Raw genomic sequence first — 23,057 nt, forward strand, 5'->3', positions numbered from 1 at the left:
CTAGGGCATAACGTCGCCAGTCGTTGTTGCCTAGAGGCCCCGCTATGTTGAAACAACTCCCACGCTGGGTGGAGCTGGGCAGCTTTGCCTTGGCGCTGGTGGCTGGCAGCGTGAATGCCATTGCCTTGCTGGGGTTTAACCATCAAGGGGTGTCGCATTTATCCGGCAGCTCTTCGCTATTGGGCGTTGAGTTGGCGCAAGGGCAATGGCAGGCAGCGCTGCACCTCTTGGCCATCATGCTGAGCTTTGTGCTCGGCGCCGCATTAAGTGCCGCGCTGATTAACCACCAAGCCTTGCGCGCCGACCGCCGTTACAGCGGGGTATTGGGCCTAGAAGCCTTGCTACTGGTGTGCGCGGCATTGTTGCTGCAGTACAACCATAGCGCCGGCCATTACTTGGCCTCGCTGGCTTGCGGCCTGCAAAACGGCATGACCACCACCTACAGCGGCGCGTTGCTGCGCACCACCCATGTGACCGGCATTTTTACCGACTTAGGCATCATGCTGGGGCAACGCCTGCGCGGTCAGCGCGCCGACCGCCGGCGCATCTGGCTGTACTTGCTGTTGGCCAGCGGCTTTATTGTCGGCGGCGTGCTGGGCACGCTGAGTTACCTCGCGCACAGCTACAACGCGCTGCTCTGGCCTGCGCTGGCGGCCAGCTTACTGGCGGCCGGTGGTTGGTATCTGTGGCGTCCAGCGCCGCGCCATTAAACCAGCGGCGTGCTGCGCGCCAACAAGGCTTCGACATCCGTGCCACGCGGCAAGGTGCCGTACACCCGGCCACGCCCGGCGATGCGACTGGCGATAAAGGCATCACTGACGGTGCTATTGCCGGCCTCCAACAGCAATTTGGCCTGCATGGCCACAGCGACATCTTCGGTGAGCTGCCGGGCGCGGTACTGAATATCAGCGGTGTCGGCAAAGTCGTTTTTTAGCTGTTGGATATGCGCCTGCAAATAGCGATCGCCGCTGCCATCGCCCAGCTCATGAAACAACGCTTCGAGTACGCCCGGCTCTTTCGATAAGGCACGCAGCACGTCTAGGCACTGCACATTGCCGGAGCCTTCCCAGATGGAGTTCACCGGCGCCTCACGGTACAGGCGCGGCATGATGGTTTCTTCCACATAACCGGCGCCGCCTAGGCATTCGGAGGCCTCGGCGATCATGGTCGGCGCACGTTTGCAGATCCAATATTTACCCACAGCGGTCATCAGGCGCATGAACTTGTCTTCTTGCTCGTCGTGCTGACGATCCAGCGCGCGGCCAAGGCGCAAGGTCAGCGCCAACGCGGCTTCGCTTTCGAGCGCCAAATCAGCCAAGACATTCTGCATCAGCGGCTGTTCGGCCAGCACACGGCCACCCACTTTGCGGTGCGCGCAGTGGTGGGTGGCTTGCGTCAGCGCTTGGCGCATCAGGCTGCTGGAGCCAATCATGCAATCGAAACGGGTCAGCGCGACCATCTCGATAATGGTCGCCACGCCTCGGCCTTCTTCGCCGACCATCCACGCCAGCGCGCCGCGGTATTCCACTTCGCTGGAGGCATTGGCCCAGTTGCCCAGCTTGTTTTTCAGCCGCTGTACATAAAACTGATTGCGCGTGCCATCCGGGCGGTGACGCGGCAGCAAGAAGCACGACAAACCCTTGTCGGTATTAGCCAGCGTTAAGAAGGCATCGCACATCGGCGCCGAGCAAAACCACTTATGCCCGACCAGCTCGTAAGCCTGCCCCGGGCCGCCAACACCCACTGGCGTGGCACGCGTGGTGTTGGCGCGCACGTCGGTGCCACCTTGCTTCTCGGTCATCGCCATGCCGATAGTGGCGCCAGTTTTCTCGTTGATCGGTAAGTTACGCGGGTCGTATTCACGGCTGAGTACTTTGGGCAGCCAGACCTCGGCCAAATCTGGCTGCAAACGCAGGCTGGCGACGCTGGCGAAGGTCATAGTCAACGGGCAGGCATTGCCGGCCTCGGCTTGGTTATGCAGGTAGTTCATCGCCGCGCGGGCCACGTGGGCGCCTTCGCGCGGGTCCTGCCAGGGCGATGAAGGAATACCGTGGGCAATCGCAGTGCGCATTAGCTCATGGTAGGCCGGGTGAAACTCCACCAAGTCGACCCGGTGGCCATAGCGGTCGTGGGTTTTAAACACCGGCTTGTTTTCGTTGGCTAAAAAGCCCGCCGCCATCAGTGGGCCGCCGGCCAAGGCGCCGTACGCTTGCAGTTGCGCCTCGGCAAAGCTGCCGCCGTAGTGCTTAACCCAGGCCTGCAACGGCGTGTCTAAGCGGTACAGGTTGGCGCCGTCGAGGCTCGGCACCTGATTAAACACTTCGTGGGTTTCGGCAAATTGGCTGGCGGACATGCGATTCACTCCGGTGAATTAATTAGGCGCTGGCGGCTTAGCTGGCCAAGGCGCCTAAACAAAAATGGATGAGCGTGCTGCGCACCTGCTGCAAGTCATCTTCGACTTGCGCTTCGCTACGCTGCGCGCGCGCCTGTGGCGACAGCGGGCCGACCAGTACCTCGGAGATCGCCCCAACCATGCATGCCGCGACAAGGTGCGGATGAGAAACGCGGAATTCGCCATGCTGCTCGCCCTCGCGCAGCACCCCGGCAAACAGCTCGGCGTAGGCTTCGCGGTAGCGCAGGCGCTGCTCTTCGACTTGCGGATCGACCGGTTCAGCAATCAAGGCCCAAGCCAGTTGGCGGCTATCCCAAGCACGCCGGGCAAAGCGTTCGATACCCGCACGCAGGCGTTGCAGTGCGCTGCCGTCGGTGGCGAGCACCTCCTGCAGAGCCTCTACTTCGCGTTGGCTGGCCAAGCAAAACACTTCCGCCGCCAGCTCGCCTTTACCGGCAAAATGCCGATATAAGCTGCCGGTGGCCATGTCAGCGGCCTTGGCCAAGCGCTGCATGGTGAGGCTGGCAAAGCCGCCTTCTACCACCAGCGCCAGCGCCAACTGCAGCACATGCTCACGCTGCGCACGGTCGCGCGCTTGGCGTTCAGGGGTGTGTCGATAAGCCATGGAGAATCCTGTTTCTTGAGGCAAGAAGTGAATCAGGATTCATACTTTCACAGAAGCGCGAGTTCAGCCAGTCATTGCGACAAAAAGGCCAAGTTTGTGCAGCATCGGCACTTATTGCCCCACGTGCGGCCGCGCCAACACCCAGCGCTGCAAGAGCAACTTGAGCTCTTCTAGCCGCACCGGCTTGGCCAAGTAGTCATCCATGCCAGCAGCCAAGCAGCGCTCACGGTCGGCGTTTTGTGTGTAAGCAGTCACCGCCAGCACCGGTAGCTGCTTGCCGCTGGGCAGTTCACGCAGGGCGCGACACGCGGCAAAGCCGTCCATGTAGGGCATTTGGCAATCCATCAGCACGCCATCGAAGGCTTCACGGCCGACGATGGTTAGCGCCTCTTCACCGTTATCGGCGGTGCGCACCTGATAGCCCAAACGCAGCAGCATGCCGCGAATCACCAGCTGGTTCACTGGGTCGTCCTCGACCAACAGCACTTTGCACTCGTGCGGTTCACGGTGCAGGGTTAAGGTCTCGTCCGGCAGTCGCTTGGGCAATTCGTGCAGCGGCCGGCCGGTGTGCGGCAAACCTAGCTTTAGCTTTAAGGTAAAGCAGCTACCCACATTGGGCGTCGAGGTGTGGCTCAGCTCGCCGCGCAGCAAACCGACCAGCTGCTGGCACAGGCTCAAACCAATGCCCAGCCCGGCATAGGCGCGCGAATGCGAGCCATCGGCTTGGCGGAAGTTGTCGTAGATGCGCTGGCCAAACTCTTCATCAAAACCGATGCCTGTATCGCTCACCTCAAAACGCAGGGTGAGGGAACGCCCGGGCTCGGCACTGGCTTGGCTAACCTGCAAGCGCACATGGCCCTTGCGGGTAAATTTCAGCGCGTTATCGAGCAAATAGCTCAGCGCTTGAGCGAGCTTACCGGCATCGCTTTCCACGATATCGGGGAGCTTTTCATCCAGCTGCACGGTAAAGGTCAGCCCGCGCGCTTGCGCTTTGGGGGCGAAGTCTTGGCGCAAGCCATCGAGCAAACTGCGCAGGCTAAAGGGCTCGTGCAAGGCGTATAGCTTGCTGGCCTGCAACTGCGTCAGGGCCAGAATGTCATCCACCATGCGCAGCATGTCGCGCGCCGAGCCGGTAGCGGTGCGTTGGTACTCCTGCAATTCCGTGCTCATGGGCACGGTCTGCATCAGCTCCAAGGCGCCAATCACCCCATTCATCGGCGTGCGCAGCTCGTGGGTCAGGTTGCTTAAAAACTCGTCCTTCAAGCGGTTGCTGTTGGCCAGCTCTTTGTTCAGCACCTGCAGTTTTTCGCTGGCCTCATGCAGGATGCGCGCACGTTCTTCTTTCAGTGCATTGATGCGGTCGGCCAAGGCCAACGACAGCAGCGCCACCTCAATTGCCGAGCCAATCTGGCTGGCGTACATGGTGAGGAACATGTTGGGCAGATAGCCCATCACCATCAGGGTATTAATCACCCCGCCCAAGAGGAACGCCGTCCAGGCAAATAAGAAGTAGCGCGCCACACGCATGCCGCGCCACAAGGCGACTAAGCCGGCGGTGAACACCAACACCGAGAACACCAAGGCCATTAAGGTGGCCAATGGCATAGCGACGCTGTAACTACTGGTCAGCGCCAGCACCATGCAGCCGGCCGCCCAGAGCATCAACGCCAGCAACAGGCGGTCGAGCCACGGCGAGTGCTCACTGGTGTGCAAGAAGCTGCGTGCGAACTGGCTGCCAAACACCCCGGCCATCCCCACCAAGAACGGCGTCGCGGCGTTGGCCCACCAGGGGTTATCCGGCCAGAAGTATTCGATTGCCGCGCCATTGACCGACAGCTGATACAGCCCGAATGAGCCGATATAGAGGATGTAAAACAGGTACGACCAGTCGCGCACACTGATGAAGATGAACAGGTTGTACACCAGCATCACCAGCAGCACGCCGTAGATCATGCCCAAGGCATAGATGCGCCCGGGCTGTTCTTCTAGGTAACTGATCGGCGACCACAAGGTTAACGGCGCCTGCAGCGAACCCTCCGACTGCAGGCGCAGGTACACCACCTCGCTCTGCCCGGCGGCTAAGGGTAAGGGGAATAAATAGGTATGCGCTTTGATCGGCCGTGCGGCAAACGGCAGGCTATCGCCGCTGGCAATCTCCCGCCACTGGCCCTCTTGGGTGACATACAGCTTAACGCTGTCCAGCGGCGGGTAAGCGAGTTCGAGCAACCAGCGGGCATCGCGTTGCTCGGTCACCGGCTGGTAATCCAGCACTAAGCGCAGCCAGAACACCGAGTTTGAATAACCGGCATTGAGCACCGGCTGGCTGAGCGGGCGAAAACTACGCAGCAACTGCGGCGAGGCCACGTCGGTAATGGTCCACTCACCGCGCACATCCTCCAACACTTCCACATGCTGGCCCAAGGGCTCGCTTTGCAAGAACTCGTCAAAGGTCAACGCCTTGGCCGGCAAAGTCAGCAACAGGCTCAATAACGCCACGAACACCAGCCCGCGCTTGCAGAGAAAACCCATTGCCACCCCACCACACAAACAGACTGATTAGTTCAATAAAAGGATAGGCGACTCTAGCACAGGCGGCACGGCCAATCGTGGCTATAAACGCAACGGCCCGCACAAGGCGGGCCGTTTCAGGGGTAAAACTAGGCGACTTTAGGCGTAGCGCCAGCCCATACGGCGATACAAAAAGGTCAGACACCACACCGGCCCCACCAGCAAAAACTGCACGTCTTTAAAGAACGACGGCTTTTTACCTTCCACATGGTGGCCAATAAATTGCCCCACCCAAGCCAGCACAAAGATAATCAACGACGGCCAAAACACCTGCTGCAGCTGGGTTAGCACAGCGATCACCAGCACGCTCAGCGCCGCCATCACCACGGCCACCCGCCACGACAGACTGAAATAAAACGCCAGCGCCACGCCGATAAAGGCCAGCATCACCGCCGGGTGCAAGGCCCACAGCATGCCCAGCAAGCTGAAAGTAATCAGCGGCACGCACACCCAGTGAAAGGCTTTATTGACAGGGTCTTGATGGCTATCGGCGTAGTCATCTAACCATTGATCCAAGGTTCGCATCACAAGGCTCCTCGTCGCGTTGTTATACCTCCAGTCTGGCCACAGGTGCGGCTTGGCTCAAGTGCGATGAACTGTCCCTGCCGGCCAAAATGCAGGCGCTATACTTTATTTGATTCAACACCCCAGCATTGTCGTAGAGGCTCGCTTGCATGATCCGCTTACGCCGCTGTTGCTATCTGCTCTGCGTGGCGCTGTTAAGCCCTTGGGCGTGGGCCGAAACGCCGGCGCCGGTGCGTTTAGTCACCCTCGACTGGCCGCCTTATGTGGGGCAAACCCTGCCAGCGCAGGGTTACGCCAGCGAAGTGATGCAACTGGCCTTTGCCGCCAGCGGGCAAACCGTGGAGATCCGCTTCGCCCCTTGGGCACGCGCGCTGCGCATGGTGCGCAAAGGCGAAGTCGACGGCTTATTTCCCGAATACTACGACCCGCAACAAAGACCCAGCCTGAGCTATTCACAAGCCTTTCCCGGCGGCCCAGTGGGCTTATATGCACGCAAAGACAGCGGCTTTACGCTGGTGCATAACCCGCAAAGCGACCCCAACGCCGCAGTGGCTGAACTGCAAGGGAAAACCCTCGGCTTGGTTCGTGGCTATATCAATCATCCGGTGCTCGATGCCTCGGAACTGTTCGAGCGTGATCTGGCCGTCTCCGACGAGCAAAACCTCGCCAAGTTGTTTCGCGGCGGTGTCGACCTGATCTTTATCGACTTCTTCGTCGCCCGCTATTGGATCGCCCGTCGCTACCCGTGGTTTGCCGAAGAGCTGATTGCCGTGGAGCCCGCGTTTGAAAGCAAAACCCTGCACTTAGTCACCATGAAAAACCAAGCGCGCGGCCAAACTGTGCTGCAGAGCTTCGACCAAGGCCTGCAACAGCTCAAAGACAGCGGCGAGCTAGACGCCATCTTGCTGCGCCACGGCTTGCGTTAGGGAAGCACTGATTTAATCCAATCACTGCGCTGTGCTTGAACCGTTCGGCGATTCAATCAGCGCTTGCTTTGGCGAGCCATCCGCCGCGCGCAAAGTGATAAGCTGCGCGGCATGATCAATCACTACCCTCACCGCCCCGGCGTGCTGTGTTTATCCGGCCACGACCCCAGCGGCGGCGCCGGCATTCAAGCCGATATCGAAACGCTGGCAGCGCTGAATTGTCACGCCCTGCCAGTGATCACCGCGCTCACCTGCCAAGACACCCACAATGTCGCCGCCGTGCTACCGCAAGACCCAGCATGGGTGGCACGCTGTGTGGCGCTGTTGCAGGCCGATCAACCGATCGCAACGATAAAACTTGGCATGCTCGGCAGCGCCGCCATGGCCCTGCAAGTCGCTGAGATTGCGCAGGGCATTAACGCACCGCTGATTATCGACCCGGTGCTGCGCGCCGGTGGCGGCACGCCTTTGGCCGATAGCGAATTGCTAAGCGTGCTGCGCGAGCAATTACTACCGCGCGCCACGCTGATCACCCCCAATCTGCCGGAAGCGCAAAAGCTCGCCGGCCTTGATGAGCAAGCCAGTGTACAGGCCTGCGCCGAGCAACTGCTTAAGCTCACCCCAGCGGTGTTGATTACCGGCGCGCATGACGACACGGTGAACGTCACCAATCGCCTGTTTACCCGCCACGATGGCAATCACAGCTGGGACTGCGCCCGTCTGCCCGGCAGCTATCACGGCTCCGGCTGCACCTTAGCGGCCAGCGTGGCCGGTTTAATTGCCCAAGGCATTAGCCTGCCCAGCGCCTGCCAACAAGCGCTGGACTACACCTGGCAGTGCTTACTCAATGCCGACCAACCCGGCAGCGGCCAATGGCTGCCACGGCGTATTCGCCCGGAGCAAGCATGAGCCTCACTCGCGGCCTGTATGCCATCACCGACAGCCTTCTATTAGCCGACGACCGCTTGCTGCCCTACTGCGAGGCGGTGCTCAAAGGCGGCGCCAGCTTGCTGCAATACCGCGATAAAACCCGCGACCAAGCTCGCCGCCACGATGAAGCGCTGCGCCTACGCGAACTGTGCGAACGCTACGGCGCGCAGCTAATTATTAACGATGACGTGGCGCTGGCCTTAGCCGTAGAAGCGCACGGCGTGCACTTGGGGCAAACCGATGGCTCGCTGAGCGAGGCCCGCGCGCGCTTGCCGCAAGGCGCGTTGCTGGGCGCCACCTGCCACGCCAATCTGGAGTTGGCCGCCGCTGCCGAGCAGGCTGGCGCCGACTACTTAGCCTTCGGGCGTTTTTTTCTGTCTAAAACCAAGCCCGGCGCTGCCGCCGCGCCGCTGTCGATTCTGCATGACGCCGGTCAACAAAGCCGTTTGCCTAAGGTGGCGATTGGCGGCGTGAGCTTGGATAATGCCGCATCCCTGCTCGATGCCGGCGCCGACTACCTTGCGGTGGTCAACAGCCTATTCGCCGCCGACAACGCCGCCGAGGTAGAACGCCGCGCGCGTGCGTTTGTCGAGCTGATTCATTCCTGACCGTTTACGAGAACTGCCATGTCCCGCTCAGCCAGCCTGTTTGAACAAGCCCAAGCCCATATCCCCGGTGGCGTAAACTCACCGGTACGCGCGTTTAAAAGCGTCGGCGGCACACCGCTGTTTTTTAAGCACGCGCAAGGCGCCTATGTGATTGACGAAGATGACAAGCGCTATGTCGATTACGTCGGCTCATGGGGCCCGATGATCCTCGGTCACAGCCATCCTGACGTATTAGATGCGGTGCGCAAGCAACTGGAGCACGGTTTGTCCTACGGCGCGCCGACCGCGCTGGAAGTGCAAATGGCCGATCTGGTCTGCGAGCTGGTGCCGTCGATGGAGCTGGTGCGCATGGTCAGCTCCGGCACCGAAGCGACCATGAGCGCGATTCGCTTAGCGCGTGGCTACACCGGCCGCGACGCGATCATCAAGTTTGAAGGCTGCTACCACGGCCACTCCGACAGCCTGCTGGTGAAAGCCGGCTCCGGCCTGCTCACCCAAGGTGTGCCTAGCTCGGCTGGCGTACCGGCAGACTTTGCCAAGCACACCCTGACCCTGCCGTTTAACGACATCGACGCCGTGGCCAACGCCTTGGCCGACGTGGGCCAAAGCGTGGCCTGCATCATCGTCGAGCCGGTGGCCGGCAACATGAACTGCGTACCGCCGGCACCGGGCTTCTTGGAAGGCCTGCGCGCGCTGTGCGACCAGCACGGCGTGGTGCTGATTTTTGACGAAGTCATGACCGGCTTCCGCGTCGCCTTAGGTGGCGCGCAAGCGCGTTACGGCGTGAACCCCGACCTGACCACCTTCGGCAAGATCATCGGCGGCGGCATGCCGGTCGGTTGCTTTGGCGGTAAGCGCGCGATTATGGAATGCATCGCGCCGCTGGGGCCGGTGTATCAAGCCGGCACCTTGTCGGGCAATCCGCTGGCCATGGCTGCCGGCTTGACCACCCTCAAGCTGATCAGCCGTGATGGCTTCCACGCCGAGCTGGAGACCTACACCACGCGCATGCTGCAAGGCCTGCAAGAGCGTGCCGATGCGGCGGGCATTCCGTTTGTCACCACACAAGCCGGCGGCATGTTTGGCCTGTACTTCAGCGGTGCCGACGATATCGTCACCTTTGAGGATGTGATGGCCAGCGATGTCGAGCGCTTCAAGCGCTTCTTCCACCTGATGCTCGACGGCGGTGTGTATTTAGCCCCGAGTGCCTTCGAGGCCGGCTTTACCTCCATTGCCCACGGCGAAGCGGAGCTGAAACTGACCTTGGATGCCGCCGAACGCGCCTTCGCTGCACTGCAGAACAGCTAATGGTGCCAATGGCCCAGTGGAGCACCTTTGTGAGCGACGGCGTATTGGCCTTGGCCTGCGCCGTCTGCGCGGTGCTCGCCCTACGTCAGCAAAGTCGCCGTGCGGCCATAGAGCAGCCACTGTGGTTCTGCGTGTTTCTCGCCTTTGCGCTCACCGCCAGCGCGGCCACCTTAGGCGCGCTGCGCTATGGCCCGCAGCTACCGGTGCAAGCAGCGCATAGCTGGCTAAGCCAAGCCAGCAGTTTGCTCGGTTTGCCGCTACTGGGCTTAGCTGCGTTAGTGTTGGCGCGGGGTTGGCGCTGGGAGAAATCCAGCTGGGGGCGCGCCATCTTAGGTCTGTGCGCCTTCTTTGAATTGGCCCGGCAAGCGGGCGTGTTCGAACACTATCGCCTGCTGCTGAATCTGCTCACGCTGGGTTTATTGCTCTATGCAGCGCTACTGCATGGGCGCGACAAAGCACTGCTTGGCGCGGCCCTCGGCTGTGCTGGGCTATTGAGCGTCGCTGGGCTATGGATTGGCACACAAGGCACCTTTGGGCCGTTTTACAGTGTCGATGTGTTCCATGCGCTACTGACGCTGGCCTATCCGCTGTGGCTATGGGTGCTGCTGCGCCTGCCGGCACTGCCTGCCGCAGAACTGTCACCGACCGACTAATTGCCGCATAATGGTCAGGCTCGTACGGATTCGAGCCTGATTAATCAAACTGTGGAACCCCCTGTTGTGACTTTGGTTCGCCGCCTGCTCATCCCTGTTAGCCTGTGCTTTAGCGCACAGCTGTTTGCCTTGGACGACAGCAACACCTTGCTGCTGCCCAGCGATGAGCGCTGCCTGCTGAGCTTAAGCAGCACCGAGAGCGCCGCCCAAGCGCTGAGTCAGTGCAGCGACTGGGCCGCTCAAGGTGACCGCCAAGCGCAATTCGAACTGGGTCAATACTGGCTTAAGCAGCCGCTAGAGCGCCAAGACTTGCCGCAAGCTTTGCACTGGCTAGAGCTCGCCTCACTGCAAGGCCACGCCGAAGCGCAGCGCTTGCTAGGCCTGATGTACTGGCAAGGCCAAGGTGTCGACGGCAATAACGTGCAGGCCTATGTGATTTTGAAGATGGCCGCCGTCAACGGTTCCGACCAAGCGATGGATGATGCCGATCATCTGGCCGAACAAATGCAGCGCAGCGAGTTGGCCATTGCTACTCAAGTGCTGGGCGATATCTTCCGCCGCTACCTCGATGAATTGCAGTCGCTACCGGCCAACGCCCCGCTGGGCGCTCAACCGACACCGCTGCCTTAAGCAATTCGCTTAATCGGCCACACAGCAAAACGGCGAGCCTAGGCTCGCCGTTTTAGTTAGCTCGCGATGCTTAGAACGTCAGCGAGAAATGCTTGAACATATCGTCGTCCTGAAAACCCATCGAGCGGTACAGCTCGTGGCCGACTTCGTTGTCTTGTCGGGTGGCCGCACGCAAACCGATCACGCCTTCACGCTGGGCTAACTCACGCGCCTTTAAGATCAACCGATCGGCAACCAACTGACGGCGCGCCTCAGGAATCACGTAAATATCGTTCAGCACCCACACCGGCTTCAGCGATAACGACGACAAGCTGGGGAACAGCTGAATAAAGCCGAGAATTTTGTCTTCATCATCAGCCATGGCCAAAAACAGGCGGGCGTCCTGATTCTTGATGCGCTCTTCCAGAAAGCGCCGCGAAGCTTCGGGGCTCGGTAACTGCTGATAAAACTCGCGATACGTCACGAATAACGGGGCGAGCGCATCCAAGTGCTCAAAGGTGGCGGGCAGGATTCTCATAGGTCTATCTCTACTTCTTGGACGTTAGAGGTACCCGAGGCAAAAGCCTGAGGCGAACTAATCCTGCACGATGGCCAATGGAAAGCACAATCCAAACAAGCGTTTGATAAAAAAATCCCCGCCGCATTCCGTCATTTTCTACGCCATAACCCGCCATCAATATGATGAATGACGCTGCCGCACGGTGCTCAACAGCCCCTTAGCGGCTGTGCTAACCTGCCGCCATCACGCGCTGGCGCGTACTTCTCTCGACACAAGGCTTGTCATGCGACTGCATATTTTGGGTATTTGCGGCACTTTTATGGGCTCTTTGGCGGTACTGGCCAAAGAGCTGGGGCACGAAGTCGGCGGCAGCGACGCCAACGTCTACCCGCCCATGAGCACCCAGCTGGAAGCCCAAGGCATCACCTTGATGGAGGGCTACAGCGCCGAACACATCAAGGCCAGCGCGCCGGACTTAGTAGTAATCGGCAATGCCCTGTCGCGCGGCAACCCGGCGGTGGAGTACGTGCTTAACCAAGGCTTGGCGTATGTCAGCGGCCCGCAGTGGCTGGCCGATCACGTACTGCAAGGCCGTTGGGTGCTGGGCGTGGCCGGCACGCACGGCAAAACCACCACCAGCAGCATGCTGGCGTGGGTATTGGAGGACGCCGGCATGGCGCCGGGCTTCTTGATTGGCGGCGTGCCGCAGAACTTTGGCATCTCGGCACGCTTAGGCGACACGCCGTTTTTTGTCGTCGAGGCCGACGAGTACGACAGTGCCTTCTTTGATAAGCGCAGCAAGTTCGTGCACTACCGCCCGCGCACCGCCATCCTCAATAACTTGGAATACGATCATGCGGACATTTTCCCGGATCTGGCGGCCATCGAGCGGCAATTCCACCACTTGGTGCGCACCATCCCCGGTGACGGCTTGATTATTCGCCCTGCCGACGATGGCAACCTGAAGCGCACGCTAGACATGGGCAGCTGGAGCCCGATCCAGACCACTGGCCCTGAGGGTGATTGGCAAGCTGAGCTACTGGCCGCCGACGGCAGCGCCTTCCGCGTGCTGTTTAACGGCCAAGTACAGGGCGAAGTGCATTGGACGCTGAACGGCGCCCATAACGTGGCCAATGCCTTGGCGACGCTTGCCGCCGCGCGTCATGTGGGCGTGACCGGCGATATCGGCACCCAAGCACTGAGCCGCTTTAAGAACGTAAAACGACGGATGGAAAAGTACGCCGAGCCGCGCGGCATCTGCCTGTACGACGACTTCGCCCATCACCCCACCGCAATTGCCACCACGCTGGATGGCCTGCGCAAAAACGTTGGCGACGCGCCAATCATCGCCGTGCTGGAGCCGCGCTCCAACAGCATGAAACTCGGCGCACACCGCGACGGCTTAGCCGCCAGCGTGGCGCAGGCCGATCAGGTGTTGTGGTTTGCCCCAGCTAACTTGGGTTGGGACTTAAACGAGGTGACCCGCGACTGCAGCAGCCCCGCGCAAGTGCACGACAACCTCGACAGCCTGATCGCCGCCATTCAAGCCCTCGCCACGCCCGGCAGCCATGTGCTGATTATGAGTAACGGCGGCTTTGGCGGCCTGCACGGCAAACTGGCCAGCGCCTTAAGCGCCTAACGGAGGCTCCATGCGCCCACGCATCACCCTTGCGATCACCGGTGCCTCGGGCGCGCAGTACGCGCTGCGCTTGCTCGACAGTTTGGTACAGGCCGAATGCGAAGTGCATGTGATGGTTTCCAAGGCCGCGCACTTGGTGATCGCCACCGAAACCGACGTCGCCCTGCCGCCCAAACCGCAGGCCATGCAGGCGTTTTTAAGCCAATACACCGGCGCCGATGAAGGGCAGATTCGCGTGTTTGGCCTCAATGACTGGATGGCCCCGCCGGCCAGTGGCTCCAGCCATCCGGCGCCGATGGTGGTGTGCCCGTGCTCGACCGGCACCCTGTCGGCGATTGCCACCGGCGCCTGCAACAACCTGATCGAACGCGCCGCCGATGTGGCGTTAAAAGAGCGCCGCCAGCTGATCTTAGTGCCGCGCGAAACGCCGCTGTCGAGCATTCATCTGGAGCATATGCTCAAGCTATCCAACCTAGGCGCAGTGATTCTGCCCGCCGCGCCGGGCTTCTATCACCAGCCGCAAAGCGTAGATGACTTGGTCGACTTTATCGTCGCGCGCATTCTCAACCAGCTGGGCATCAGCCAAGACTTGCTGCCGCGCTGGGGCGAGCAAAACCTCGGCAGTCACGATGACTAAGCGCTTCGTGCTGGCCGCCCTCGCCGCCCTGCTGCTGAACGGCTGCGCCAGTGTGAGCACCTTAAACGCCAGCAAAGACGGCGCGCCGATTATCTATGCCGGCACGCGCCTCGACTGGTACGGCATCAATGGCGGTTGCTGCCCGCTCGACCGCTTCGGCGCCGAAGCACCGACCTACCCGGCACTCGACCTACCGGCCAGCGCCTTGCTGGATACCTTGCTGCTGCCCTTTGCGATTGCCGCCGAGTTGGGCGTGGGTTTGCGTGTGCAAGGCGGGCTTTAGTCAGGCACTGCTTAAATGGCTGCACCGCTCAGTCACTGCGTTACGCGGTACTCACAACTCGCCTACCTAAAGGTATGTCTCGTTTGCTGCGCTCCGGGCGCCTTGTGCTTAAGCCGCTCGCCGATTTAAGAACAAGGCGGGCTGCTTATACGCTCAGCAAACGCACCTTCAAGTTACGCCCTTTAATCTTGCCGGCAGTCAGACGTTTCAGCGCCTGCTTGGCCACGCTGCGCTCCACGGCCACATAGGCTTGAAAGTTGAAGATGGCGATCTTGCCGACTTGCGCGCCGGCAAGGCCGGCATCGCCGGTGAGCGCGCCGAGAATATCGCCGGGGCGCAGTTTGTCTTTGCGCCCCGCGGCAATGCACAAGGTTTGCATCACAGGCTCCAAGCCCGCACCACTGGCGGCAGGCAAGCTAGCCACGTCGCACCAGTTCAGCGGACGCTTTTGCAGTTCTTCAATCGCCTGGGCGCGCTGCCCTTCCGCTGGGGCCACTAAGCTAAACGCCAAGCCGGTTGCGCCAGCGCGGCCGCTGCGACCAATGCGGTGCACATGCACTTCAGGGTCACGGGCCAGCTCGACGTTGATCACCAACTGCAGCTCGGCGATATCCAGCCCGCGCGCGGCCACATCGGTGGCCACCAGTACCGTGCAGCTGCGGTTAGCGAACAGGGTGAGCACTTCGTCGCGCTCGCGCTGCTCCAAATCGCCGTGTAGCGCCAAGGCAGCGATATGCTGCGCGCGCAGCACATCAACCAACTCTTGACACTGCTGACGGGTGTGGCAGAAGGCAATGCATGAACTTGGCCGAGTTTTCTCTAGCAGGCGCGCCACCATCGGCAGACGCTCGCGCGGGTCGATTTCGTAAAAGCGCTGCTCAATCTGCTGCTCGTCGTGCTGGCTGGCCACTTGGACCTGCTCGGGGTTGCGCATAAAGCTGGCTGCTAGCTGCTGGATGCCCGAGGGATAGGTCGCCGAGAACAGCAAGGTCTGACGGCGGCTGGGGGTCTGATTGATGATCTCAGCGATGCTGTCGTAGAAACCCATGTCGAGCATGCGGTCGGCTTCGTCGAGCACTAAGGTGTTCAGCCCATCGACCACCAAGGTGCCTTTGCGCAGGTGCTCCTGCACACGGCCGGGCGTGCCGACGATGATGTGCGCGCCGTGCTCTAGCGAGCCAATCTGCGGGCCAATCGGCACACCGCCGCACAGAGTGAGAATCTTGATATTGCCCGCGGCGCGCGCCAGTTGGCGCAGTGACTTGGCCACCTGGTCGGCCAGCTCACGGGTGGGGCACAACACCAGCGCCTGACAACCGAAAAAGCGCGGATTAAGCGGCGCCAGCAAGGCCAAACCAAAGGCCACGGTTTTGCCGCTGCCGGTTTTACCCTGCGCGATCACATCGCGGCCTTTGAGCATCAGCGGCAAGCTGGCGGCCTGAATCGGCGTCATCTGGGCAAAACCCAAAGCATCGAGATTGGCCAGCAGGTCGGCAGACAGCGGGAGTTGGGCAAAAGCCAGAGCGTCAGTCACGGGGCGTACCTTAAGAAAATTCCCGCGCAGTTTAGCAGTCGGCCTTTCTTTCCCCTACGAAGACCTTGCACCGCATGGAGCTGACCGTGCAGGGCGACCGGTAAAAACCCGCACCTGCACAGACTGCCCAACAACCTCAGCGCCTAAGCCTGACTCGGCGCCAACCTCTGCCGACTGAAAAACCTCAGCACAATCACCAACACCGCCAAACCTAAGCCCCCGGCCAGCACGAACAGTGCGGCATAGCCCCACTGCGCAGCCACCACCCCACTCAGCGCACCCACCACGCCGGCCAGTAACAGCTGCGCACTGGCTTGCAGGGTGAAGTCGGCGCCTTCGTGCTCGGGACGGCAGTGGTTCATCATCACCGCGAACAGCGCCACGGTGGACATGCCATCGGCCAACTGCTCAAAAAGACTTAAGCCATACACCCAATACACATCGCTGCCGCGACTCACCAGTAGTGCCAGCGCCGCAATCGTCAACCCTTGCAGCGCACCAAAGCTCAGCAATGAGCGTTTAGCGCCCAAGCGGGCGTAGAGCAGGCCACCTAACAACGCACCACCAATGCCCACGAGGCTACTGATCAGGGTCAGTTGGCCCAGTGCGATGTTACTCCAACCTTGGTCCACCAGCATGGGCTTGAGCATCGGCGAGCCCAAGGCATCGCCCAACTTAAAGCTCAACACCACCGCCAGCCACGCCCACATACCCGGCTGCGCCAACAAGCCTTGGTAGTGCTGCCACAACAAGCGCGGCCCTAAGGCGGTTTCCGCGTGCCGGGCTTGGCGCGGTAAGTGGCGTTTTTCATTAAAGAGCAGCACCGGCAGCAGCATCAGTAGCAAGAGCCCCGCCACCACACCCACGCTGACATGCCAACCCAGCGCATCGATGGCCAATAACAGGCCACTACCGCTGACCAGCATGCCCACCTTGTAACCACCCACCTGCAAGCTGTTACCCAGCCCACGCCAACGCTCCGGCAATAAGCGCACCGCCAAGCCGTCGGTGGCGATATCTTGCGTAGCAGCCGCCACATTCACCAGTAGCAACAGGCCGAGCAATAACCAAAAACCGGTGCCGAATAAAAAGCTCGGTGTCATCAACGCCATCGCCAACAGTGCCAGCAGCAAGGTGCTTTGCAGCGGCACAATCCAACCGCGGTGATGGCCGAACCGCGCCGAGCTGATACGGTCGACCCACGGCGCCCAAAGCACCTTCAGCAGCCACGGCAAGGCCAGCAGCTTCAGCAAACCGATCAAAGCCAAATCGACGCCTTGCTGGCGTAACAGCACCGGCAACGCGTGGGCGATAAAACCCGACGGCAAGCCCTGCGCGCAGTACAAAGACGCCAGCAGCACCACCGTACCCGCCGATAAACGGCTTGGGGAAAACGACGCAGTCACACTCATCTCTCCAACCTGAAAACACCACAGCGCGCCGAGTATTAAGCCGCTACGCCGCTGACTCAACCCACATCGACTTAAACGCGTTAGCCCGCTAACTCTTGGCGCATAAAAAAACCGCGCCGAAGCGCGGTTTTTCGTGAGCGGGGCTCGGCTTACATCATGCCGCCCATGCCGCCCATACCACCCATGCCGCCCATATCCGGCATGGCTGGCTTCTCTTCTGGGATCTCAGCAACCATGGCTTCGGTAGTGATCATCAGACCACCGATAGAAGCGGCCGCCTGCAGCGCAGAGCGGGTTACTTTGGCCGGGTCGAGAATACCCATATCGATCATGTCGCCGTACACGCCAGTGGCTGCGTTGAAACCGAAGTTGCCTTCGCCGCCCTTGACCTTGTCGACCACGACGCTCGGCTCGTCGCCAGCGTTGGCGACGATTTGACGCAGCGGAGCTTCTACCGCACGACGCAGCAGAGCGATGCCCACGTCCTGATCGGCGTTGTCGCCTTTCAGTTCGCTGATAGCTTGCAGAGCGCGCACCAGCGCTACGCCGCCGCCAGGCACCACGCCTTCTTCAACGGCTGCACGGGTAGCGTGCAGGGCGTCGTCGACACGGGCTTTCTTCTCTTTCATTTCGACTTCGGTGGCTGCGCCAACCTTGATCACGGCAACACCGCCAGCCAGCTTGGCCAGACGCTCTTGCAGTTTCTCTTTGTCGTAGTCAGAGGTGGTTTCTTCGATTTGCTTGCGGATCTGCAGTACGCGCGACTCGATGTCGCCCTGCACGCCAGCACCGTCGATGATGGTGGTGTTTTCTTTGCTGAGCACCACGCGCTTGGCGTTGCCCAGAGTTTCCAGCGTCGCGGATTCAAGGCTCAGACCGATTTCTTCACTGATCACAGTGGCGCCAGTCAGCACAGCGATGTCTTGCAGCATGGCCTTACGGCGATCGCCGAAGCCCGGGGCCTTAACCGCAGCCACTTTCACGATGCCGCGCATGTTGTTCACTACCAGAGTGGCCAGCGCTTCGCCTTCGACATCTTCAGCAACGATCAGCAGCGGGCGACCAGCCTTGGCAACGGCTTCCAGCACCGGCAGCAGTTCGCGGATGTTGGAGATTTTCTTGTCAACCAGCAGCAGCAGCGGGTTGTCCAACTCGGCCACCATAGTGTCTGGCTTGTTGACGAAGTAGGGCGACAGGTAGCCACGGTCGAACTGCATGCCTTCAACCACAGACAGCTCGTTCTCCAGACCCGAACCTTCTTCAACGGTGATCACGCCTTCTTTACCGACTTTAGCCATGGCCTCGGCAATGATGTCGCCGATGGAGCTGTCGGAGTTAGCCGAGATCGAACCGACTTGAGCGATGGCCTTAGTGTCAGTGCACGGCTTAGCCAGCTGCTTCAGCTCAGCAACGATGGCCACGGTGGCCTTGTCGATGCCGCGCTTCAGATCCATCGGGTTCATGCCAGCAGCAACGGCTTTCAGGCCTTCGTTCACGATGGCTTGAGCCAGTACGGTGGCGGTGGTGGTGCCGTCACCGGCAGCGTCGTTGGCCTTAGAGGCAACGTCTTTAACCAGCTGCGCGCCCATGTTTTCGAACTTGTCTTTCAGTTCGATTTCTTTGGCTACGGACACACCGTCTTTGGTGATGGTCGGCGCGCCGAAAGACTTGTCCAGCACCACGTTGCGGCCTTTTGGGCCCAGAGTGGCTTTCACAGCGTCAGCCAGAACGTTTACACCCACCAGCATTTTCTTGCGGGCGGAATCACCAAATTTCACTTCTTTAGCAGCCATTCTCTTTAATCCTCGTTAAATCAAGTCAATCAGGTTGGCAGACGCTTAGGCTTCAACAACCGCCAGGATTTCGCTTTCGCTCATCACCAGCAGGTCTTCACCGTCGACCTTGATGGTGTTGCTGCCCGAGTAGGGGCCAAACACCACTTTGTCGCCTACCTTGACCGCCAGCGGACGCACTTCGCCGTTGTCCAGCACGCGGCCATTGCCCACTGCCACGATCTCGCCTTGGTTGGGCTTTTCAGCCACAGAACCCGGCAGAACGATGCCACCTGCAGTTTTGGTTTCTTCTTCACTGCGGCGAATGACAACACGGTCATGCAAAGGACGGATTTTCATTACTCGATTTCTCCCAATGAGTTTGTCGCGCCGGGATAACCCGGCCGTACTGTCAAATGCCGGCTTGGCGCCGGTCGTGACACGCTGAGCGCATCACAAAATATGCCTGCCAAAAACGGGACAGGACCTTACGGTGTTTGATAGGTGGGGCCAGCCCCGCACATTTCAAGGGCAGCCGGAAAAAAAATGTGGTTTTTAGTCGAGCCGGCGCCACTCGCCATCCAGCGTTTGCGGGCCGCTGCGATTCGGCTCGCCCTGCTGGTAAGCCCCTTGTGGTCGACGCTGCTGCATGCGCCGCAGCAACCAGGCGCCCAGCCAGCCTTGACCAAACGGCAACACCAGCAGCAGACCGATAACGTCGGTCAGCACGCCGGGCATAAACAGCAGCCAGCCGCCCAGCGCCGCCAACAGGCCGCGCAGCAAGGTTTGCTCGGGGAAATAACCCCGGGCGAACATTTGCTGGCTCTGCAGCAAAGTAGCTAGGCCCGCGTTACGCATAAACCACACGCCGATAAAGCCACTGACGACGATCTCGATCAGCACGCCCGACACGCCCCAGGCCTGCCCGAGCTGGATCAACAAAGCCAGCTCAACCAGCGGCAGCAGTAAAAAAATCACTAAGGGCATTGGCGCCTCCCGATTGTCATGCCTATTAAGTGGGGGCGCCGCCGGGGGTTATCAAGCCCAGTCGTCGCTGCGCGCCATGTGCACCAGCGCTTGGCGCACGGCCATGGGCGTCTCACAGACCTCGGCAAAGGCCAGCCGGTGCACGCCTTTACCGATACGCAGATGCAGGCCGCGACTATCCAGCCCGACCAAGCTGATCGCCCCGGCGGGCAAGCCGGCGACCTGACGATAGTGCTCCAGCGCGGTCTGATGGTCGCTGTTCATGTGCGCCAGCATGCCCTCTTCCACTTCGCCGGCGAACGGGTTGGCTTCGGCCACGCCCGTCGCAGGCAGCCAATGAATTGCGCCGAAGCCGCCGATAAAGCGCCATGCCACTGGGGTTAAGCGCCAGAAGTCGAAGTCGTGGATGCGATGAAAATCCTGCGCCTCGGGGAAAAACCGGTAATAGCGCGCCGCTGCCGCATCCACTTCTGCCGCTGTTAACGGGGCGGCATCGGCAAGCAAGGTCAGCCGCCCGGCGGCTTGCGCGTCTTCGGCGCCGCGCTGACCAATCAACAGCGAGCAGCGCGCATCAGCGGTTAAGTTATGGGTGTGCTGGGCGATGCGGCTAATCAGCAGCAGCGGCAAGCCTTGGGCATCCAAACAGTACGGCGCGACCGAGCCAAACGGATAACCGGGGAATTTTTGCGAGTGGGTGCTGAGCACCCCTTGGTATTCCTTCAGAAGGAATTCTCGGGCATCCTTGATCGCAGCATTGCTCACCTTTTGACTCCTGACGATAGGTTCGAACTCATTAAGAACCGGCGCACCCTTGCCAGTCACGCACTATCAAGCGCCCGCAGGCAGCACCATCCGTTCCAACTCATGTGAGGTTACCTGTATGAATCTGACCGACAAAGTCATCATTATCACTGGCGGCTGCCAAGGTTTAGGTCGCGCTATGGGCGAATACTTAGCCGGCAAAGGCGCCAAGCTGGCGCTGGTCGACCTCAACCAAGAGAAGCTCGACGACGCCGTGGCTGCCTGCAAAGCCGCCGGTGGCGATGCCCGTGCTTACCTGTGCAACGTGGCCAACGAAGAGCAAGTCACCCACATGGTGGCGCAAGTGGCTGAAGACTTCGGCGCTATCAATGGCCTAGTCAACAACGCTGGGATTCTGCGCGACGGCCTGACCATTAAAGTGAAAGACGGCGAGCTGACCAAGATGCCGTTGGCGCAGTGGCAGTCGGTGATCGACGTCAACCTGACCGGCGTGTTCCTGTGCACCCGCGAAGTCGCGGCGAAGATGATCGAACTGAAGCAACAAGGCGCGATCGTGAATATTTCCTCGATCTCCCGCGCTGGCAACATGGGCCAAGCCAACTACTCCGCCGCCAAGGCGGGTGTGGCTGCCGATACGGTGGTGTGGGCCAAAGAGCTGGCGCGCTACGGCATTCGCGTAGCAGGCGTTGCGCCGGGCTTTATCGAAACCGAAATGACCGCTGGCATGAAGCCCGAGGCATTGGAGAAGATGACCTCAGGCATCCCGCTGCGCCGCATGGGCAAGCCGGCTGAGATCGCCCACTCGGTGGCCTACATCTTCGAAAACGACTACTACACCGGTCGTATTCTGGAGCTCGACGGCGGCCTGCGCCTGTAATTCGCCCGCGATAAAAAAACGCCGCTGCGGTTGACCCCAGCGGCGTTTTTTATGCCCGACGGTAAACGCTACCAGCCCACGCCTAGGCCCAACAGGTAGCGTTTCTCGGTGTAGGTTTCTTCTAAGCCGCGCACCTGATCAAACTCGTAGAGCAGCGACAGGCGCGCCCAATCGTTAATCCGATAACGCAAGCCCATATCGCCGCGCGTGGCGTAATCCACTTGCTGGGTGAACGGGAAGTGAATCACCCCTGTTGCGGTTAATTCGAACTGACTGCCCCACAGCAAACGCTTGTAATCCCAGTTCACACTGCCGGTATCGATAGACTCGCGCTCGTGCCGTCGGCCGTTTTCATCATCGAGATTCTGGTCGTAGATCAGTCGATTCAGTTCGGCGGTCAGTTCAAAGCGGCCTAGCTCGTTATCCCAAAAGCGATAACCGGGACCGGTACCGATTTCGCGCTGGCGCTCCAGCTCCTCAAAGCGATCACGCTGGTATTTGTAGCCGGTGGTCCAAAACCACTGATCGGTCAAAAAGCGGTCGAGGCTATATTCCAGCGTGTAGTTGTCTTCTTTCTTCTCGCTGTTCTTGGTTTCGTATTCAGTTTCTGCATTAAAGCGATGCCGCCAACGCCCATGCTGTAGGCGGTTATTGGCTTTAAAGCGCAGCTTATCGGAGTCGTCTTCTTTGCGCTTCACATCCAACGAGCCATCGATATTGCCTTCCCAGAGGAAGTCTTCCACAAAAGGCTTAGGCGGCATCATCTGGGTAATGCTGGCCAAGGGCACCGTGCGTGGCGCCTCGCCATTCATTACGCGCACCATGCCGCTGCCGGCAGCTTCTAGCTCTTTGCTGCGCTCGCTGGCATCAACGCCCTCTTTAACCAGCAGCTCTTTACTGGAGCTCAAGGTTTCGACGTCTGCCCACTCAATCTGCAGGCGCCCCGCATAGGGGGTGCGAAATACCAACGTGCCGCCATCAAGCAGAATCACTTCGCCACTTAGGCGATCGCCATTTTTTAACCACACTGTGTCAGCGCTCACCGCTGTAGCCGCCAGCACTAGCCAGCCGGCTATCCAATACCGCACCATCCAAGCCCCCCCAAAAAATCAGCCGCCAATTATCCAGCCATTGCATGCAAAAGCCACTACCGCCCGCCGCCGATGAACGCCGTTTAGCACTCTTTAGCGTGTTAGCGCAGATTCCTGAGGGGCGCGTGTGCACCTATGGCCAAGTTGCCGAGCTAGCGGGGTTAGGCCGCGCCGCGCGCTGGGTAGGCCGCACCTTAAGCACCCTGCCCGAGGGCACGCACTTACCCTGGCACCGGGTGATTGCCGCCGGCGGACGCATTAGCCTGCCGGCCGGCAGCGCCAGCGGCAGTGAACAGCGCCAACGCTTAGCTGCCGAGGGCATCGTGTTACACAACGACCGCGTTAACCTGCGCCGCTACGGCTGGCCCTGAGCAGGCTGAGCACGCTACAGTGCGCGCT

24 protein-coding genes are annotated in these 23,057 nt (G+C 60.4%); 12 read left to right on the top strand and 12 right to left on the bottom strand.

What is annotated here, in order from left to right:
* Nucleotides 1-44: 44 nt before the first annotated feature.
* Nucleotides 45-710, top strand: a complete 666-nt coding sequence (locus BMX80_RS08465; protein WP_074867241.1) for a YoaK family protein — start codon at nt 45-47, stop codon at nt 708-710.
* On the opposite strand, the gene BMX80_RS08470 is transcribed toward BMX80_RS08465, so the two are convergent.
* From BMX80_RS08470 to BMX80_RS08485, 4 genes are all read right to left on the bottom strand, one after another.
* Nucleotides 707-2,353, bottom strand: a complete 1,647-nt coding sequence (locus BMX80_RS08470; protein ID WP_074867243.1) for an acyl-CoA dehydrogenase family protein — start codon at nt 2,351-2,353, stop codon at nt 707-709. The two genes, BMX80_RS08465 and BMX80_RS08470, sit on opposite strands and share 4 nt — an antisense overlap.
* A gap of 37 nt (nt 2,354-2,390) precedes the next feature.
* On the bottom strand, nt 2,391-3,017 hold the full coding sequence (locus tag BMX80_RS08475) for a TetR/AcrR family transcriptional regulator (protein ID WP_074867246.1): 627 nt from the start codon (nt 3,015-3,017) through the stop codon (nt 2,391-2,393).
* A gap of 111 nt (nt 3,018-3,128) precedes the next feature.
* Nucleotides 3,129-5,546: a hybrid sensor histidine kinase/response regulator gene (locus tag BMX80_RS08480; protein WP_074867248.1), complete on the bottom strand. Its 2,418-nt coding sequence runs from the start codon at nt 5,544-5,546 to the stop codon at nt 3,129-3,131.
* Between the two features lie 138 nt (nt 5,547-5,684).
* Nucleotides 5,685-6,110 carry an Mpo1 family 2-hydroxy fatty acid dioxygenase gene (locus BMX80_RS08485; protein ID WP_071870783.1) on the bottom strand — a complete coding sequence of 142 codons (426 nt, stop codon included), beginning with the start codon at nt 6,108-6,110 and terminating at the stop codon, nt 5,685-5,687.
* 149 nt (nt 6,111-6,259) lie between these two features.
* Between BMX80_RS08485 and BMX80_RS08490 the strand changes: the two genes are divergently transcribed.
* From BMX80_RS08490 to BMX80_RS08515, 6 genes are all read left to right on the top strand, one after another.
* Nucleotides 6,260-7,036 (top strand): substrate-binding periplasmic protein, encoded by a 777-nt coding sequence (locus BMX80_RS08490; RefSeq protein WP_074867251.1) that lies wholly within the window; start codon nt 6,260-6,262, stop codon nt 7,034-7,036.
* Between the two features lie 114 nt (nt 7,037-7,150).
* Nucleotides 7,151-7,945, top strand: coding sequence for a bifunctional hydroxymethylpyrimidine kinase/phosphomethylpyrimidine kinase (gene thiD, locus BMX80_RS08495; RefSeq protein WP_074867366.1), 795 nt, complete (start codon nt 7,151-7,153; stop codon nt 7,943-7,945).
* Nucleotides 7,942-8,574: a thiamine phosphate synthase gene (thiE, locus tag BMX80_RS08500; protein ID WP_074867253.1), complete on the top strand. Its 633-nt coding sequence runs from the start codon at nt 7,942-7,944 to the stop codon at nt 8,572-8,574. Before thiD ends, thiE begins: the two co-directional genes overlap by 4 nt.
* Nucleotides 8,575-8,592: 18 nt before the next feature.
* Complete coding sequence (gene hemL / locus BMX80_RS08505) at nt 8,593-9,882, top strand: glutamate-1-semialdehyde 2,1-aminomutase (protein ID WP_074867254.1); 1,290 nt, start codon at nt 8,593-8,595, stop codon at nt 9,880-9,882.
* Nucleotides 9,883-9,911: 29 nt separating this feature from the next.
* Entirely contained in the window at nt 9,912-10,535 is a 624-nt protein-coding gene (locus BMX80_RS08510; protein ID WP_235821624.1) for a hypothetical protein, read from the top strand.
* 66 nt (nt 10,536-10,601) lie between these two features.
* Entirely contained in the window at nt 10,602-11,165 is a 564-nt protein-coding gene (locus BMX80_RS08515; protein WP_139214052.1) for a tetratricopeptide repeat protein, read from the top strand.
* A 70-nt stretch (nt 11,166-11,235) separates the two neighbouring features.
* Here BMX80_RS08515 and BMX80_RS08520 read toward each other — a convergent pair whose 3' ends face one another.
* Nucleotides 11,236-11,682: a GNAT family N-acetyltransferase gene (locus BMX80_RS08520; RefSeq protein WP_071870787.1), complete on the bottom strand. Its 447-nt coding sequence runs from the start codon at nt 11,680-11,682 to the stop codon at nt 11,236-11,238.
* A gap of 265 nt (nt 11,683-11,947) precedes the next feature.
* Between BMX80_RS08520 and mpl the strand changes: the two genes are divergently transcribed.
* The 3 genes from mpl to BMX80_RS08535 are packed head-to-tail and all read left to right on the top strand — an operon-like array spanning nt 11,948 to nt 14,223.
* Nucleotides 11,948-13,303, top strand: a complete 1,356-nt coding sequence (gene mpl / locus BMX80_RS08525; protein ID WP_074867256.1) for a UDP-N-acetylmuramate:L-alanyl-gamma-D-glutamyl-meso-diaminopimelate ligase — start codon at nt 11,948-11,950, stop codon at nt 13,301-13,303.
* A 10-nt stretch (nt 13,304-13,313) separates the two neighbouring features.
* Nucleotides 13,314-13,940, top strand: coding sequence for a flavin prenyltransferase UbiX (gene ubiX / locus BMX80_RS08530; protein WP_071870789.1), 627 nt, complete (start codon nt 13,314-13,316; stop codon nt 13,938-13,940).
* Nucleotides 13,933-14,223, top strand: a complete 291-nt coding sequence (locus BMX80_RS08535; RefSeq protein ID WP_074867258.1) for a YceK/YidQ family lipoprotein — start codon at nt 13,933-13,935, stop codon at nt 14,221-14,223. The genes ubiX and BMX80_RS08535 overlap by 8 nt, the downstream gene beginning before the upstream one ends.
* 145 nt (nt 14,224-14,368) lie before the next feature.
* Here the strand turns inward: BMX80_RS08535 and dbpA are convergent, their stop codons facing one another.
* The 6 genes from dbpA to BMX80_RS08565 all read right to left on the bottom strand — a co-directional run bounded on the left by dbpA (nt 14,369) and on the right by BMX80_RS08565 (nt 20,690).
* The gene (dbpA, locus tag BMX80_RS08540) at nt 14,369-15,745 is read right to left on the bottom strand and encodes an ATP-dependent RNA helicase DbpA (protein WP_175474893.1); all 1,377 of its coding nucleotides are present in this window, start codon (nt 15,743-15,745) and stop codon (nt 14,369-14,371) included.
* Nucleotides 15,746-15,900: 155 nt separating this feature from the next.
* Nucleotides 15,901-17,169: an MFS transporter gene (locus BMX80_RS08545; RefSeq protein ID WP_074867262.1), complete on the bottom strand. Its 1,269-nt coding sequence runs from the start codon at nt 17,167-17,169 to the stop codon at nt 15,901-15,903.
* 149 nt (nt 17,170-17,318) lie between these two features.
* Nucleotides 17,319-18,962 (bottom strand): chaperonin GroEL, encoded by a 1,644-nt coding sequence (gene groL / locus BMX80_RS08550; RefSeq protein WP_074867264.1) that lies wholly within the window; start codon nt 18,960-18,962, stop codon nt 17,319-17,321.
* 45 nt (nt 18,963-19,007) lie between these two features.
* Nucleotides 19,008-19,301, bottom strand: coding sequence for a co-chaperone GroES (locus BMX80_RS08555; protein WP_071870794.1), 294 nt, complete (start codon nt 19,299-19,301; stop codon nt 19,008-19,010).
* Between the two features lie 195 nt (nt 19,302-19,496).
* Nucleotides 19,497-19,928, bottom strand: coding sequence for an FxsA family protein (locus BMX80_RS08560; protein WP_071870795.1), 432 nt, complete (start codon nt 19,926-19,928; stop codon nt 19,497-19,499).
* A gap of 51 nt (nt 19,929-19,979) precedes the next feature.
* The gene (locus BMX80_RS08565) at nt 19,980-20,690 is read right to left on the bottom strand and encodes a HugZ family pyridoxamine 5'-phosphate oxidase (RefSeq protein WP_074867266.1); all 711 of its coding nucleotides are present in this window, start codon (nt 20,688-20,690) and stop codon (nt 19,980-19,982) included.
* Between the two features lie 118 nt (nt 20,691-20,808).
* Here BMX80_RS08565 and BMX80_RS08570 point away from each other — a divergent pair, with 118 nt between their 5' ends.
* Nucleotides 20,809-21,567, top strand: coding sequence for an SDR family oxidoreductase (locus BMX80_RS08570; protein ID WP_071870797.1), 759 nt, complete (start codon nt 20,809-20,811; stop codon nt 21,565-21,567).
* A 68-nt stretch (nt 21,568-21,635) separates the two neighbouring features.
* Here BMX80_RS08570 and BMX80_RS08575 read toward each other — a convergent pair whose 3' ends face one another.
* Nucleotides 21,636-22,658 carry a DUF481 domain-containing protein gene (locus tag BMX80_RS08575; protein WP_074867268.1) on the bottom strand — a complete coding sequence of 341 codons (1,023 nt, stop codon included), beginning with the start codon at nt 22,656-22,658 and terminating at the stop codon, nt 21,636-21,638.
* Nucleotides 22,659-22,702: 44 nt separating this feature from the next.
* On the opposite strand from BMX80_RS08575, the gene BMX80_RS08580 reads away from it, so the two are divergent.
* Entirely contained in the window at nt 22,703-23,029 is a 327-nt protein-coding gene (locus BMX80_RS08580) for an MGMT family protein (protein WP_071870799.1), read from the top strand.
* The last annotated feature ends 28 nt before the right edge of the window (nt 23,030-23,057 follow it).

It is taken from the genome of Atopomonas hussainii, from assembly GCF_900109735.1.
In the GTDB taxonomy this organism is placed as follows: domain Bacteria; phylum Pseudomonadota; class Gammaproteobacteria; order Pseudomonadales; family Pseudomonadaceae; genus Atopomonas; species Atopomonas hussainii.

What these genes read in the sequence shown, in the direction of transcription:
- BMX80_RS08535 (WP_074867258.1), top strand. Translation starts at nt 13,933, where the DNA reads ATGACTAAGCGCTTCGTGCTGGCCGCCCTCGCCGCCCTGCTGCTGAAC.
- thiE (WP_074867253.1), top strand. Translation starts at nt 7,942, where the DNA reads ATGAGCCTCACTCGCGGCCTGTATGCCATCACCGACAGCCTTCTATTA.
- BMX80_RS08520 (WP_071870787.1), bottom strand. Translation starts at nt 11,682, where the DNA reads ATGAGAATCCTGCCCGCCACCTTTGAGCACTTGGATGCGCTCGCCCCG.
- BMX80_RS08560 (WP_071870795.1), bottom strand. Translation starts at nt 19,928, where the DNA reads ATGCCCTTAGTGATTTTTTTACTGCTGCCGCTGGTTGAGCTGGCTTTG.
- BMX80_RS08465 (WP_074867241.1), top strand. Translation starts at nt 45, where the DNA reads ATGTTGAAACAACTCCCACGCTGGGTGGAGCTGGGCAGCTTTGCCTTG.
- BMX80_RS08470 (WP_074867243.1), bottom strand. Translation starts at nt 2,353, where the DNA reads ATGTCCGCCAGCCAATTTGCCGAAACCCACGAAGTGTTTAATCAGGTG.
- BMX80_RS08570 (WP_071870797.1), top strand. Translation starts at nt 20,809, where the DNA reads ATGAATCTGACCGACAAAGTCATCATTATCACTGGCGGCTGCCAAGGT.
- mpl (WP_074867256.1), top strand. Translation starts at nt 11,948, where the DNA reads ATGCGACTGCATATTTTGGGTATTTGCGGCACTTTTATGGGCTCTTTG.
- BMX80_RS08475 (WP_074867246.1), bottom strand. Translation starts at nt 3,017, where the DNA reads ATGGCTTATCGACACACCCCTGAACGCCAAGCGCGCGACCGTGCGCAG.
- hemL (WP_074867254.1), top strand. Translation starts at nt 8,593, where the DNA reads ATGTCCCGCTCAGCCAGCCTGTTTGAACAAGCCCAAGCCCATATCCCC.
- BMX80_RS08485 (WP_071870783.1), bottom strand. Translation starts at nt 6,110, where the DNA reads ATGCGAACCTTGGATCAATGGTTAGATGACTACGCCGATAGCCATCAA.
- BMX80_RS08480 (WP_074867248.1), bottom strand. Translation starts at nt 5,546, where the DNA reads ATGGGTTTTCTCTGCAAGCGCGGGCTGGTGTTCGTGGCGTTATTGAGC.
- groL (WP_074867264.1), bottom strand. Translation starts at nt 18,962, where the DNA reads ATGGCTGCTAAAGAAGTGAAATTTGGTGATTCCGCCCGCAAGAAAATG.
- BMX80_RS08575 (WP_074867268.1), bottom strand. Translation starts at nt 22,658, where the DNA reads ATGGTGCGGTATTGGATAGCCGGCTGGCTAGTGCTGGCGGCTACAGCG.
- BMX80_RS08555 (WP_071870794.1), bottom strand. Translation starts at nt 19,301, where the DNA reads ATGAAAATCCGTCCTTTGCATGACCGTGTTGTCATTCGCCGCAGTGAA.
- BMX80_RS08490 (WP_074867251.1), top strand. Translation starts at nt 6,260, where the DNA reads ATGATCCGCTTACGCCGCTGTTGCTATCTGCTCTGCGTGGCGCTGTTA.
- BMX80_RS08545 (WP_074867262.1), bottom strand. Translation starts at nt 17,169, where the DNA reads ATGAGTGTGACTGCGTCGTTTTCCCCAAGCCGTTTATCGGCGGGTACG.
- ubiX (WP_071870789.1), top strand. Translation starts at nt 13,314, where the DNA reads ATGCGCCCACGCATCACCCTTGCGATCACCGGTGCCTCGGGCGCGCAG.
- BMX80_RS08580 (WP_071870799.1), top strand. Translation starts at nt 22,703, where the DNA reads ATGCAAAAGCCACTACCGCCCGCCGCCGATGAACGCCGTTTAGCACTC.